The following is a 14,378-nucleotide window of genomic DNA, read 5'->3' as shown; positions in this document are numbered from 1 at the left end:
CGTGGCGCATTTTTTTATTGATCGACCGATTTTCGCCTGGGTGATCGCCATCGTGATCATGCTCGGTGGCAGCCTGTCCATCAACCAGTTACCGCTGGAGCAATACCCGGACATCGCACCGCCCACGGTCAAGATTTCCGCCACCTACACCGGGGCTTCGGCCAAGACCGTGGAAGACTCGGTGACCCAGGTCATCGAACAGCAGATGAAAGGCCTGGATAACCTGACCTATATGTCGGCCACCAGCAGTTCGGCCGGCAGCGCCAGCATCAGTTTGACCTTTACCGCCGGGACCGACCCGGATGTTGCCCAGATGCAGGTACAGAACAAGCTGCAACAAGCCGAATCGAGATTGCCGCAGTCGGTACAAAGCCAGGGGCTGACCGTGACCAAGGGCGGCTCGGACTTCTTGATGATCGTCGCCCTGGCATCGGATGACCCCAGTGTCACCGGCACCCAGATCGGGGACTACATTTCCACCACCTTGCTGGACTCCATCAGCCGAATAGACGGCGTGGGCGATGTGCAGACGTTGGGATCGGGCTACGCCATGCGCATCTGGCTGGATCCTGCCCTGCTGGAAAAGTACGCGTTGATGCCTTCGGACATCAGCAATGCCCTGGAAGCGCAGAACACTGAAGTTTCCGCGGGGCAGCTCGGCGCGTTGCCGGCGATCAAAGGGCAACAGTTGAACGCCACGATCAGCGCCCGCAGCAAACTGCAGACCGTCGAAGAGTTTCGCAATGTCGTCGTCAAGTCCAGCAGTGATGGGGCTGTCGTTCTGCTGGGCGACGTCGCGACCCTGGAGTTGGGCAGTGAAAGCTACGACATCAGTTCTGCCCTCAACGGCAAACCCGCCGCAGCCATGGGGGTGCAACTGGCGGCTGGTGCCAATGCGCTGAATGTCGGCGAGGCGGTCAAGGCCAAGCTTAAAGAGATGGAACCGTTCTACCCGACGGAAATGCAGCTTAAAAACGTGATTGCCTACGACACCACGCCGTTTGTCAGCCTGTCCATCGAGGAAGTGGTCAAGGCCCTGGGCGAGGCCATCGTGCTGGTGGTGTTGATCATGTTCCTGTTCCTGCAAAGCCTGCGGGCAACGCTGATACCGGCGATTACCGTGCCGGTGGTGCTGTTGGGCACGTTCGGTGTGCTGGCGCTGTTCGGCTATTCGATCAACACCTTGACCATGTTTGCCATGGTCCTGGCGATCGGTTTGCTGGTGGACGACGCCATTGTGGTGGTGGAAAACGTCGAGCGGTTGATGGGCGAGGGGCTGTCGCCCGTGGCTGCCACGCGGCAATCGATGAGTGAAATCAGTAGCGCACTGGTCGGTATCACCCTGGTGCTGAGCGCAGTGTTTATTCCCATGGCGTTTTTCGGTGGTTCCACCGGGATTATCTATCGGCAGTTTTCGGTGACCATTGTCTCGGCCATGGTCCTGTCGGTGTTGGTGGCGATGACCCTGACACCCGCGCTCTGCGCGTCGTTGCTCAAGGCGCGCGACGGCCAGGCGCATACGGCTCAGCGCGGGTTCTTCGGCTGGTTCAACCGCACCTTTGAACGTGCCAGTGCCGGTTATGAGCGCTGGGTGGGGGCGGTGTTGCGGCGTTGGGCGCGCAGTCTGCTGATCTACGGCGTGGTGCTGGTGGTCATGGCGGTGGGCTACATGAGCCTGGCCACGTCGTTTCTGCCGGATGAAGACCAGGGGATCCTCCTGGCACAGATCCAGTTACCGGTCGGCGCGACGGACAGCCGCACACAGGCCGTGATCAAACAGTTCGAAGACTACATCCTGAAACAGCCCGAAGTCGAAGCGATGATCAGCATCAGCGGGCTGGGCATGGGTGGCAATAGCCAGAATACCGCGCGGGCGTTTATCCGCCTCAAGGACTGGACCGAGCGTGGTGGCACCGGCCAGGATGCGGCCGCCATTGCCCAGCGGGCGACCATGGCGCTGTCGAGCATCGGTGACGCGGATGCTTTCGTCATGCAGCCTCCGACCGTGCGCGGCCTGGGCCAGAGCTCAGGGTTCGACCTGCAACTCAAGGACCTCGGTGGCCTGGGCCATGATGCATTAGTGGCGGCCCGCGAGCAGTTCCTGGAGCTGGCCAGAAAAGATCCACGCCTGCTCGGAGTGCGCAGCAACGGCCTGGACGATGCGCCGCAGCTCAAGGTCAGCATTGACGACCGCAAGGCGGGGGCCTTGAGCTTGAGTACCAGTGACATCAACACCACATTGTCGACGGCGCTTGGCGGTACTTACGTAAACGACTTCCTCAACCAGGGCCGGGTGAAAAAAGTCTATGTACAGGGCCAGGCAACCTCGCGCATGCAGGCGGCGGACCTTGATCACTGGTTTGTGCGCAACAGCAACAATGAAATGGTGCCGTTCTCGTCCTTTGCCAGCAGTTCCTGGAGCTATGGCTCGCCATTGCTGGAGCGCTACAACGGCAGCGCCTCCCTGGAAATCGTGGGTGATCCGGCGCCAGGGGTGAGCTCCGGGGATGCGATGAACGCGGTGGAAGCGATCGTCCGGCAATTGCCCCAGGGTATCGGCTACGAGTGGACCGGGCAGTCCTATCAACTGCGCCTGTCGGGATCCCAGGCGCCGCTGCTCTACGGCATCTCCGTGTTGTTTGTATTCCTGTGCCTGGCCGCGCTCTATGAGAGTTGGTCGGTGCCGTTTTCGGTGATCCTGGTGGTGCCCCTGGGGGTGATCGGTGCAGTGCTGGCGACCCGTGTCGCCGGGTTGAGCAACGACGTGTATTTCCAGGTCGGGCTGTTGACCACCGTAGGCCTGGCCGCGAAAAACGCGATCCTGATCGTTGAGTTTGCCAAGCACTTGCAAGAGCAGGGCAACAGCGTGATCGACGCGACGCTGATCGCCGTGCGCCAACGCCTGCGGCCGATCCTGATGACGTCCCTGGCGTTCATGTTCGGCGTGTTGCCGCTGGCCTTGAGTACGGGCGCAGGCTCCGCCGGGCGCCAGGCCATCGGGACCGGGGTGCTGGGCGGCATGTTCAGCGCGACGGTGCTGGGGATTTTCTTTGTGCCGCTGTTTTTCGTGCTGATCCGCCGCCGTTTTGGCCGCGTGCACAGCGCTAACCAATCTGCCCCGACAGGTGATGCATGATCAAGTCACACTGGCCTTTGCTGGCCGCCCTGGTCCTGGGCGGCTGCGTCAACCTGGCACCGCAGTATGAGCGTCCCGATGCACCGGTGTCCGAGCAATGGCTGCCAGCAGCCAGCCTGCCAAAAGGGCAGGCTGGGGTTGATATCAAATGGCAGCAGTTCTTTACCGACAGCCGCCTGGCGCAGTTGCAGGCGTTGGCGCTGGCCAATAACCGCGACTTGCGTCTGGCCAGCCTGAACGTTGAGAAGGCCCAGGCGCAGTACCGCATCAAGCGTGCAGACCTGTTTCCCACTATCGACGCGAGCGTCAGCGGCACCCATAGCCGTACACCGGGGTCGCTGTCCAACTCCGGCGCGGCGGCCACCACTCACGATTACAGCGCTCAATTGGGGCTGAGCAGTTATGAGCTGGACGTGTTTGGCCGGGTTCGCAACCTCCGGGATGAGGCGCTGGAAGACTACCTGGCGCTGACGGAAACCCGGCGCAGCACGCAAATCAGTCTGGTGGCCGAAGTGGCCACGGCCTGGCTGACCCTGGCCGCCGACAACGAACGGCTGCTGCTGGCCCAGGAAACCTTGACCAGCCAGTTGGCCACCTACGACCTGACCCAGCGCAGCTACACCTTGGGCGGCTCCTCCGCGCTGTCCGTGGCGCAAGCCCAGACCACGGTCGAGTCGGCACGGGGCGATGTGGCGTCCTACGAGAGCCAGATCCTGCAGGACCGCAATGCCTTGCGCCTGTTGGTCGGCAGTGATGTGCCCGAGGCGCTCTTGCCGGGGACGCACCTGGAGTCGGCGGCGGTGCTGGTGGAGATTCCGGCGGGCCTGCCCTCCAGCCTGCTGCAACAACGCCCGGACGTGCTCTCGGCCGAACATACGCTCAAGTCTGCCAACATCGATATTGGCGCGGCCCGTGCGGCGTTTTACCCGAGCATCAGCCTGACCGCCAACGCCGGTTCGTCCAGTGCGGCATTGGCCGGCCTGTTCAAGTCCGGCAGCGGTGCCTGGACCTTTGCCCCGAGCATCAGCGTGCCGATTTTTGACGGCGGGAGTAACCGCGCGACCCTGGATTCGGCCAAGGTAGAACGCGAGATTCAGGTGCAGACCTATCAGCAAACCCTGCAGACCGCATTCCGCGAAGTGGCCGATGCGTTGGCGGTGCGCAGCACCCTGGATCGCCGTATCGCCGCGCAACAGGCGCTGACCGACGCCAGCCGCAAAAGCTTCGAACTCTCGGATGCCTTGTATCGGGGCGGGTCGCAAAGCTACCTCGAAGCCCTGGATGCGCAACGCTCGCTCTACAGCGCACAGCAGGACCTGATCACGTTGCGCCTGACCGAGCAGAGTAACCGCATCACGTTGTACAAAGTGCTGGGGGGCGGTTGGAATTAATGGCCCTGCCACGTGCACACATCACCGCAGCGAAGGAACGGCTTGCGCGCATCAAATCAGATGACTTCTTTCAGTGGGGAATAACCATGTGTGCCTTTCGTTCCAGTGTAAGCCGTTGCGTCCAGGTGCTTGCCTGCGCCTGTTTCATCACGCTTTCACCGCCTTCCCGTGCGGATTCCGACGCAGACCCGTGGGAAGGTATCAACCGCCCTGTTTTCTCATTCAACGACACGTTGGATACCTATGCACTGAAACCACTCGCCCAAGCCTATCAATTCGTCACTCCCCGGGTTGCTCAAGACGGCATTCATCATTTTTTCAATAATCTGGGGGAGGTCAAAAATCTGTCCAACCACTTACTTCAAGCCAAGTTTCATAGTGCCGGCGTGGATACGAGTCGCTTTTTGCTCAACAGCACGATTGGCCTGGCGGGGGTGTTTGACGTCGCGACGCCCATGGGGCTGCAACGCAGTGACGAAGACTTCGGTCAAACCCTCGGTTACTGGGGGGTCAGTAGCGGCCCTTACCTGGTACTGCCGCTCCTGGGGCCAAGCACACTGCGCGATGCGCCCGCCATCCTTCCCGATGCCTACGCCAATCCGGTTCGCTACATCGGCGACGTTCCTACCCGTAATAGCCTTTACGGCGTGAGCCTGATCGACGGACGAGCTCAATATCTGACTTCCGAAAAGCTTATGACGGGCGATAAGTACAACTTCATTCGAAGTGTCTATCTGCAAACCCGAGCGTTCAAGATCAAGGGCGGAGCCGTAAAGGACGACTTTTGATCGGCACGTGACCCACTGCGTCGTGACAACCCTGCAGCCGGCTTGTTACACATTGGCAAGCTGGACCTGATCACGACCCTTTGCTTTAGCACTGTACATGGCGCTGTCCGCACGGCGAATGAAAGCGTCAAATGACTCCGATGGCATCCACGCCGCGACGCCGAAGCTACACGTTACCTGACCCGCCTCCTCAAAGGGCAGGGCGCTGACGAGGGCTCGAAGCTTTTCTGCCAGCTGCTTTGTGTCGTGCAGTTCGCTACCCGGGCAGATCAAGGCAAACTCTTCGCCACCCGTCCTGCACAGTAGATCGGTTTTGCGCGTTGCCGAACGTATTCGTGTACACAATGCCTTCAGCACGTTGTCACCGCACTGATGCCCCCAGCTGTCGTTGATGCGTTTGAAGTGATCAACGTCGAACATGATCAGCGATAGAGGCTGGTATTGGCCGTTAGCCTCAATGAGCAGGCGTTCCATCAGCTCTTCGAAGTGCCTGCGGTTATACACGCCCGTCAGGTGGTCGGTCATGTTCAATAAACGCAGGTCTTGGGTGCGCTCTTCAACAAGAAAAAGGGCCCGCGCGCGCTGCGTGATCAGCAAGTACACCATCAACGTCATCAGCAGCGTCAATCCTGTTCCGAACACGGCAATCAGACTGATAAACGATGCGTGACTGTTGGAGCTCAAAAATGTTGAGGTTGGCCGAAACCGCATCAAGTAATTTTGGTCGGCTACTTTCAACAGGCGCTGAGCGTGAAGCGGCGATGGGGCTGCCGGCGATAAGCTCTGATAAATGTTGTCTTCCTGATGCTGTGTGTCGATCAATGACAGCGTCACGTTCAGTCGTTGCAGGCTGGGTAACGGAATGCCTTGTTCCATCAACGAGGCCAAGCGTATTGTCGAGACGATGAAACCCTGCAAACTTTCATCGTTCACTGGCGCCTCGGAGGACTCCTTGAATACGGGCGCGACAAAGAAGACCCCGGCCTGGCCATTGCTCATTTTCAACGGTTCCGACACGACCATTTGATGTGTTTCTCGTGCCTTCTTCAACAAGGCTTCGCGATCCGGGCGGGCGAGGACATCCATGCCAGGTGTAACCTTCACGTCATCGCGCTTGGATAAATAGAGCAAGACCATGTGTTCCGGGCGGCGGGTGAGGGGGGCTTCGGCACGGGTCACTGGATTGATCTCATGATACGCAAAGTCACTCGTCCCATTGAGCAGCGCCTTGGTGCGAAACGCTTGTAGATCCTGCTCGAGAATCCTCGGGACCCAGCCGTACGTTTCGCCCTCTTCGACGAGAGGCGTGACGAACCCCATAAACTCCTTTTCCGTGACATCGTCGGCGTTGATGAAGAAACGCCTGACGGTGTCCAGTTTCAAGTCCTGAACAGTAAACCGCCGCTGCAGGCGGCTGAATCGTTCGTCAACCTCCAGTTGGAACGCAACGGCAACGGTGCGCTGCTCCGACCCGTGGTAAAGAATCAGTACCAAGCTCGTTACGGCCACCCCAGCCAGGCACACAAGAATGCAAAGGGTCACGTCGGATGCTTTAAGGGCGCTCTTACGAAAAGGCATCATTTCGTGTTCCTTACTCATCGCCAAAACGAACTGCAACCCCCTGAAGGGCTTTCTCGATTATCGGCACACCGGCCAATATCTTTATAGATCAGGTGCCGCAATACGGCGTTTATAGAGCAAGCGATAAGCCCACACACCTGCACATTGCCGGTGGCAGGTGATTCAGTCTAGAACTCGGTCACGACAGTTACGCCGGCTGTCTCGAAGCGATCCATGTTCATCAACGCGTCGACGGACTGCTCCAGGCTGATGGTTTTACCCACGAGTTTTTCCGGGGCGAGTTTTCCGCTGGTGATCATCTGGATCATCGCGTCATAACGATGGGCTTGCATGCCGTGGCTGCCGTAGATCTCAAGCTCGTGCGCGATGACCTTGCTCATGGGGATTGCCGGCGTGGCGTGGTCGGCGAGCATCAGCCCTACCTGGACGTGTTTGCCTCGACGGCGCAGGTTGCTGATGGAGTTGAAGCACGTGGTGGGATGGCCCAATGCATCCAGCGATACATGGGCGCCACCCTGGGTGATTTCCAGCACGGCTTCGGTGACGTCCGCAACGCTTTGTGCGTTCACGGTTGCAACGGCGCCGAGCGCGCGCGCCAGCTCGAGCTTTTCCTGCGAGATATCAATGGCGATGACGTTCGCGCCGAGGGCCTGGGCGATCATCACGGCGGACAGGCCCACGCCTCCGCAGCCGTGCACCGCTACCCACTGTCCGGGGCTGACTTTGCCTTGGTCAACGACGGCGCGGAATGACGTGGCGAAGCGGCAGCCCAGGCTCGCAGCAGTCGCGAAGTCCATGCTTGGCGGGAGTGCGACGAGGTTCAGGTCGGCCTGGTGGATACCGACGTACTCCGCAAACGAACCCCAATGAGTGAAGCCCGGTTGAAACTGAGTCGTGCAGACTTGCTGGTTACCGCTGTTGCACTCGGGACACGCGCCACATCCGCCGACAAAGGGCACCGTCACGCGGTCGCCGACCTTCCACCGGGTGATGTCCCTGCCAACCTCCGCCACGATGCCGGCAAGCTCATGCCCGGGAACATGGGGCAGCTGGATGTCCGGATCATGCCCCTTCCAACCGTGCCAGTCGCTGCGGCAAACGCCGGTGCCGCGCACCTGTATGACCACGCCGTGACGCTCGGGCGTCGGGTCTTCGACGTTCATCAGGCGCGGCGGTTGGGAAAAGGCTTCGTAGACAACTGCTTTCATGAAAGTCACCTCTACTTGGATAGACACTGCGCTGTATTCGTTGATCTCGTGCGCGGGGTGGCTCGAATCAGTGCTGATCCATTATCTGCAAACGCGTTGAAATTGCTTTTCAGATTGCGGTTGATAGTGTGCGGCCAATGAAATTAATCTCCATGAGCCGGCCCATCATTGAATGGATCAACCATGCTCGAGCGTTTGGATAAGGTGGACATTGCAATATCAGAGCGACTGCAGCGAGATGGGCGACTGTCGAATGTCAAATTGGCGGAGCAACTTTCCCTCAGCGAAGCGTCCTGTTGGCGCAAACAAAAGCGCCTCGAGGAGTGCGGGGTGATTGAGGGGTATCAAGCCATCCTGAATCGTAGAAAGCTGGGCCTGGGGGTGATGGCTTTTGTTCAGATTTCCTGCAGTGACCACAGTGAAGAAGCCACGGAAAAGTTTGAAAAAATCATCGCGTCAGCGCCCCAGGTACTCAGTTGTCACAATACAACGGGCGAGGCGGATTTTTTACTTCAGGTCGTCGCCAGAGACCTGGACAGCTACAGCAGGTTCGTTGAAAAGGTGCTGAGAAAGCTTCCGGGTGTATTGAGCATCCGCTCGAACCTGTCGCTGCGGGAAATGAAGACCACCCATCGGTTTCCGGTGGCCGAGCTGCTGAGTATCTGAGGGCCTTGTCCAGGCACATTAAGTACCTGACTCAAGGCAGAGCCTTGATCGCCTGGACGACAGCGTTGACGATGGCCTGGGCAATGACCCAGCGTTGAGCCTTCTCCATCATGGGGTTCAGCCATGCAGGCAGGCTGTTGAGCATGGGCAATATTGCCTGCAGTGCACCTTCGCGCAAGGGACCACCCGGTTGCTGGCATAGCTGCCCGACCAGGCTCAGTATTTCTGCCTCATAAGCCTGCCTCAATCGCCGTACGCTGTCTTCCATCGGCGCGTTCAGACAGCGGATGTCCATGGCTGCCAGCTTAAACTGCCCGGCCATGTGTTCATGCAATCGAAGGTGGCCTTCGATCAGTTTTGTCAGACGTTGCGCGGGCGTCAATCTTCGCTTTTTGATCAGCTCAACGTGCGAAAGCAACGTCTGATACAGCTCCATCAACCACTCGAACAACAGCGCTTCCTTGCTTTCTATGTGGTGATAAATCGCGCCCGGCGTTATGCCGACATGAGCCGCCAATTCACGCATGCTGACCTGGCTGAAACTGCGCTCCTGGAACAACTCCAGGGCTCTGCGCTGGAATTCCGAGCGGCTTAGCACAACACACCCGCCGTGCTGTACACACGCAGCCACCCCCGACCGCCCCGGCCTTGGGTCATGTGTCGAGCGCCTGCTGCTTGGCTATTTCCTGGTTGCGCAGAATGAACCGCTGCAGCTTGCCACTCGGTGTCTTGGGCAGTTGTTCGACGAACTCGATTTCCCGTGGGTACGCATGTGCGGCCAGGCGCTGTCGCACATGCAGGCGCAGGACTTCAGCCAACTCGGCGCTTGGCAGGTACTGACTGTGCAGTACGACAAACGCCTTGATCAGCTCGGTGCGTTGCGGGTCGGGTATGCCGATGACGGCGGTTTCAACCACCGCCGGGTGTTCGATCAGCGCACTTTCCACATCGAAAGGCCCGACCCGATAACCGGACGTGGTGATCACGTCGTCGTTACGGCCGACGAAGCTGATGCTGCCGTCGTCATTCAGCTCCACGATATCGCCGCTCAAGTAATAACGGTCGACAAAGGCCTTGGTGTGCATGCCGAAGTAGCCGTTGAACCAGCACAGGGGCGAGCGCTCGCGATCCACCGCCAGCACGCCTGGCCGGCCAGTCGGCAATTCGCGATGTGCGTCATCCAGCACGACAATCCGGTACCCCGGAACCGCATAACCGGCCGAGCCCTCACGTACCGGGTGGCGCAAGCCGTGGTGATTGCACAGCACCATGCCGATTTCAGTCTGGCCATAGTGGTCGTGGATGACCACGCCGAGTTCTTCGGCAAACCAACGGATGACTTGCGGGTTGAGCGGTTCGCCGGCGCTGCTGATGACACGCAGGTGGCCACGCACGGCGTCGGCGAACTCAGCCCCTGCCGCGATCAGCAGACGATAAGCCGTCGGCGAGCCAGCCAGGTTGCTGATCGCATACTTGGCGATGATCCGGCAGGTACTGTCCACCGCGAAAGGCCCGTCATAGAACAGCGTGGCACGGCCACACGCCAGCGGGCCGGTCACTGCGTAATACAAACCATAGGCCCAGCCGGGGTCGGCGAGATTCCAGAAATGGTCATCCTCTCGCAGGTCAATCGAATCACGCATATAGCCCTTGAAGGCCAGAATGGCGCTCAACGGTACCTCCAGCGGCTTGGCCGGCCCTGTGGTACCCGACGTGCACATCAGCAGGAACGGTGCACTGGCGTCCAGCAACTCAGGCGCGCAATCCGTGTGTTGACGACCCAGGGCGGCCCAGAAGTCGTAATCACCCGGGTGCCGTGGATCAGCGCCGGTCACGATGATAGGGGGGCAGTCAGTGACCTCGTCCAGCTTGGGGCGATTATGGGCATCGGTCACGATCCAGCGCGCCTCGGAGCAGCCCAATCGCTGTTCGATCGCCTTGGGACCGAATGCAGTGAAGAGCGGTTGGTAGACCGCGCCGATGCGCCAGGTACCCAAAATGGCAATCAACAGTTCAACCGTGCGTGGCATCAGGCCTGCCACACGGTCGCCCGGCTTGACCCCTTGCTCTCGCAGAAAGTTGCCGAAGCGCGCAGCCTGTGCCTGCAGTTCGCTGAAGGTGTAGTGGGTGGCGTGGCCATCCCGGGTTTCGCAATACAACGCCACGGCATCACCGTCGGCGTGCCGGTCGCAGCATTCGATGCATGCGTTCAAGGCAGCCAGCTCGCCGTGCAAATCCTCGGCGGCCAGTTGTAGATAATCGAAAGAGCTCACTGCTGAGTCGTAATCGCGCATAACGTACCTGATTGTTATTGTTGGAATATGCCCTGTGTGCACTGGCCCAGTGCACGCGCTTTCAGGGGGTTAGCTGTCCATCATTTCGGCTGCTTGCTGTGTGGCCTGGCTGGTTCGGGTGGCCAGCTTGCGCACTTCATCGGCGACCACGGCAAACCCGCGTCCGGCCTCGCCTGCGCGCGCCGCCTCAATGGCGGCGTTCAACGCCAACAGGTTGGTTTGGCTGGCAATGCCCTGGATGGTGGCGACAATCTGGGTCAACTTGCTGAGGGTTTCCTGCATCACCCGATGTTGTTCTGCCTGCGCCTCACGCATCGTGCTTTCTTCATGGTGGGCATGGATATCGGTGATGGCACCCACCACTCTTTGCGGTGAGCCGTCCTGCGCGCGGCGCGTTTGCCCCCGGCCGCGAAACCAGCGATAAGCGCCACTTTTATGTTTGAGTCGATAATCCACATCAAACGGGGTCTTGCCGCTGCGGTCGTCAACGTGGGCGACAAACGCTGCGATTGCCCGCGCGCTGTCGTCGGGATGCAGGCGCGAGGTCCAGCTTTCCAGGGTGTTGGGGAACTCTTCAACCGTGTTGCACCCCAGCAGCCGGCGCATTTGCGAAGACCACCAAATGGTATTTTTCGGGTTCGCAGGGTCGCCAGCCACCACCTCGATGTCCCAGAGCCCGTCATGCAGCATTTCCCGGGAAATATCGAAACGTGTGGCCGCCAGTTCGAGCGCTTCGGTGTGCAGGTGCTGGTCGTGAATGTCACGCAGGGTCCCACCGATGGCGAGAGGTACGCCTTGGGTATCGCGACATGAATCGCCGCTGATCCTGCACCATCGATAGTCACCGTCTGATGTGGACTTCATCCGCACCTCGAGCGCAAAGGGCGTCCGCCCGCTGCGGTCGGCAAGGTGCCTGGCAAGCGACTCCAGGTGCGGTTGCCGATCAGCCGGGTGTAACTGTTCGCTCCAACGGCCAAGCTGATCAATACCTTGGGCCTCAATCGACGCAGACCCCGCCCAGTCCATTCTGGATTCCGCCGTGGGTGCGGCGGCGCCCTCCAGGTCCAGCGACCAGAACAGTTCATCTGCGCCTCGGGTGATCAGTGCCCAACGTGCTTCCAATTGGCGCAAATGCTGGTCGCGATCGGCCAGGCGCTCGTCCAATTGGCTGACGTGCAAGGTCAGTGCGCGCGTTTGCTCCTTCAGGGCGTGCCGCTCCTGCAGCAGTTGCTCGACGCCTGCGAGGATGCGGCGCAATAACGGGTGGTTCGACGATAACGGCGTGCTCGCCTGGTCAGGCTGCTCCAGCCTGTCGGCAAGTGGCGCCAGTACCCAGCGGGTGGTTCGGCTGAAAAAAAGCATGGAACACCTCTACCTCGATCAAATGGGTTCAGCCTGCAAGCGAGGGCGTCGGGCCTGTCGACAAGGCCCGGGCGTCAAAGGCTGTTGCCCCCTGCAGGGTTTGCCAGGCCGACGGGCCGGCGGCGATTTCCTGAGCACTCAGCAGGCAGTGGTCGAGTTCGCGCTGCAACGTGTGGGTATCGAGATCCTGGCCGATGAAGACCAACTCTTGCCGGCAATCCCCGACAACGCTGTCCCACTTGGCCATGATGCCCTGCAACCGATATTCATCCCGCGGCCATTGCGACGGCTCGATGAAGTTCCACCAGTGGCCGACATAGTCCCACTGGAACTGCTTGCCGCTCTGCACCAGCAGGCCGGTTTCCCGGTGTCGGCTGGCGAGCCAGAAGTAACCTTTGCTGCGCAGCAGACGCCCGTTGCACCAGGGCCGCTGGAGAAAGTCCAACAATCGCTGTGGGTGAAAAGGCGCGCGTTCGCGGTACACCCAGGACGTCACGCCATAGGTGTCCGACTCGGAGGCCGGTGCGTCGCTGGCCTCCATGTGCTTCATCCAGCCCGGCGACGCCGCAAGGCTGGGCAGGTCAAACAGATGGGTATCGAGGAGGCTGGATAACTCGACGTTACCCTGAACCATCGGCACGATCCGCGCGGTCGGGTTAAGGCCGGCGAGAATCCCGTGTACGGCCTGGTAGCCAGGCTCATCGAGCAGGTCCAGCTTGTTGACGAGAATGACGTTGGCGTACTCCACCTGCTCGATCAGAAGGTCCGCCAGATGGCGCTTGGGCGCGTCCTCCTGTGCGTCGTCGCGGGCCACGGTGTCCGGCGACTCCAGCAACGCCTGAAAACGACTGCCATCGACCACCGTCACCAACGTATCGAGCCGTGCCAGTTCGCTGAGGCTGAAGCCCTGTGCGTCCAGGAAAGCGAACGTCTCCGCCACCGGCATCGGCTCGGAGATCCCGGTGGATTCAATCAGCAGGTAATCGAAACGCTGCTGGCGTGCCAGGGCACTGATCTGTTCGAGCAGATCGGCGCGCAGCGTGCAGCAGATGCAACCATTGCTCATCTCGATCAACTCATCGCGACCACGGTGCAGTGACACGTCGCGCTGCACCTCTTCGGCATCGATATTGACTTCGCTCATGTCATTGACGATGACCGCCACCCGCAGGCCTTCGCAATTGCGCAGGATATGGTTGAGCAGGGTGGTTTTGCCGGCGCCGAGGAAGCCGGAAAGCACCGTCACCGGCAGTCGGCCCGCCTGGGCGCCGTCCATCATGTGTTCACCGCAGGTTGGCTTGCGGCCTTATCCAGGTAGCTTTCGAACAGGTCGACCACCACGAAACCCTCATCTGCGGCGTCCCCCCACAGGTCCTGTGTGCGAAACTCGACGTGGTAGGTGGGCTGGTGCGCCGCGCTCAGGTCGCCATGGCCAATCGCGTCCGGGAATGGCCATTGCGCGGATGTGCGGTGCAGCACCACGCCTTCCTTGCCACGCACATAGGCGGGCATGCGGGTATGCCCGGCCACGTACTCGTCGCGCACGAGCACTCGGTCGCCCACCTCGAAGTGCGCTCGACCGGTGATCGCCGGGCGACCTTCAGCATGCGCGGGATTCGCCAGCTTGAAGTGAGCCCCCAGGGCCTGATCGAGTTCCGCCTGGGTGATGACGCCTGTTTCCACCAGCAGGGTGGCGGTCGCGATGACATAGCGTTCGTAGTACTGGGTGCCGACATGTTGACGAACATCCAGGCGTTCGACGGCGTGGCGTATTTCGTCCACGCTGAACTTTTTCAAGTGATCGGCACCGACAAACATCAGGCTGTAGGCCAGGTGCTCCCAGTCCTGCTTGAACACCTGTTTGTAGCTCAGGCTGTTGATGGTATGAGGGACCTTGCCAAAGCCTTGAAAACCACCGAGATCGTGAAAACCATCCATCGTGAATACCTCTG

11 protein-coding genes are annotated in these 14,378 nt (G+C 60.2%); 4 read left to right on the top strand and 7 right to left on the bottom strand.

The genetic code is table 11. The features are described from left to right. Position 1: 1 nt before the first annotated feature. From LIY45_RS22545 to LIY45_RS22535, 3 genes are all read left to right on the top strand, one after another. Complete coding sequence (locus tag LIY45_RS22545) at positions 2–3,136, top strand: efflux RND transporter permease subunit (RefSeq protein WP_226477656.1); 3,135 nt, start codon at positions 2–4, stop codon at positions 3,134–3,136. Beyond that, positions 3,133–4,527, top strand: coding sequence for an efflux transporter outer membrane subunit (locus tag LIY45_RS22540; protein ID WP_017478876.1), 1,395 nt, complete (start codon positions 3,133–3,135; stop codon positions 4,525–4,527). The genes LIY45_RS22545 and LIY45_RS22540 overlap by 4 nt, the downstream gene beginning before the upstream one ends. Before the next feature lie 86 nt (positions 4,528–4,613). Further along, positions 4,614–5,315, top strand: a complete 702-nt coding sequence (locus tag LIY45_RS22535) for a VacJ family lipoprotein (RefSeq protein ID WP_026078160.1) — start codon at positions 4,614–4,616, stop codon at positions 5,313–5,315. 45 nt (positions 5,316–5,360) lie between these two features. On the opposite strand, the gene LIY45_RS22530 is transcribed toward LIY45_RS22535, so the two are convergent. Both LIY45_RS22530 and LIY45_RS22525 read right to left on the bottom strand, forming a co-directional pair. After that, positions 5,361–6,896, bottom strand: a complete 1,536-nt coding sequence (locus LIY45_RS22530; RefSeq protein ID WP_226477655.1) for a diguanylate cyclase — start codon at positions 6,894–6,896, stop codon at positions 5,361–5,363. Between the two features lie 167 nt (positions 6,897–7,063). Then, the gene (locus LIY45_RS22525; RefSeq protein ID WP_226477654.1) at positions 7,064–8,104 is read right to left on the bottom strand and encodes a zinc-dependent alcohol dehydrogenase family protein; all 1,041 of its coding nucleotides are present in this window, start codon (positions 8,102–8,104) and stop codon (positions 7,064–7,066) included. A gap of 183 nt (positions 8,105–8,287) precedes the next feature. Between LIY45_RS22525 and LIY45_RS22520 the strand changes: the two genes are divergently transcribed. Continuing rightward, positions 8,288–8,770 (top strand): Lrp/AsnC family transcriptional regulator, encoded by a 483-nt coding sequence (locus LIY45_RS22520; protein WP_017478880.1) that lies wholly within the window; start codon positions 8,288–8,290, stop codon positions 8,768–8,770. Positions 8,771–8,801: 31 nt separating this feature from the next. Here the strand turns inward: LIY45_RS22520 and LIY45_RS22515 are convergent, their stop codons facing one another. The 5 genes from LIY45_RS22515 to nthB all read right to left on the bottom strand — a co-directional run bounded on the left by LIY45_RS22515 (position 8,802) and on the right by nthB (position 14,364). Then, positions 8,802–9,368 carry a TetR/AcrR family transcriptional regulator gene (locus tag LIY45_RS22515; RefSeq protein WP_226477653.1) on the bottom strand — a complete coding sequence of 189 codons (567 nt, stop codon included), beginning with the start codon at positions 9,366–9,368 and terminating at the stop codon, positions 8,802–8,804. 55 nt (positions 9,369–9,423) lie between these two features. Beyond that, complete coding sequence (locus tag LIY45_RS22510) at positions 9,424–11,064, bottom strand: AMP-binding protein (protein ID WP_226477652.1); 1,641 nt, start codon at positions 11,062–11,064, stop codon at positions 9,424–9,426. A gap of 69 nt (positions 11,065–11,133) precedes the next feature. Next, positions 11,134–12,426, bottom strand: coding sequence for a PAS domain-containing protein (locus tag LIY45_RS22500; protein WP_275948716.1), 1,293 nt, complete (start codon positions 12,424–12,426; stop codon positions 11,134–11,136). 28 nt (positions 12,427–12,454) lie between these two features. Then, positions 12,455–13,705, bottom strand: a complete 1,251-nt coding sequence (locus tag LIY45_RS22495; protein ID WP_226477651.1) for a GTP-binding protein — start codon at positions 13,703–13,705, stop codon at positions 12,455–12,457. Continuing rightward, entirely contained in the window at positions 13,702–14,364 is a 663-nt protein-coding gene (nthB, locus tag LIY45_RS22490) for a nitrile hydratase subunit beta (protein ID WP_226477650.1), read from the bottom strand. The genes LIY45_RS22495 and nthB overlap by 4 nt, the downstream gene beginning before the upstream one ends. Positions 14,365–14,378 lie beyond the last annotated feature (14 nt).

It is taken from the genome of Pseudomonas sp. MWU16-30323 (assembly GCF_020515595.1).
GTDB lineage: Bacteria > Pseudomonadota > Gammaproteobacteria > Pseudomonadales > Pseudomonadaceae > Aquipseudomonas > Aquipseudomonas yamanorum.
Note: the sequence above shows the minus strand (reverse complement) of the source record. Positions and strands in the feature narration are given on the sequence as shown.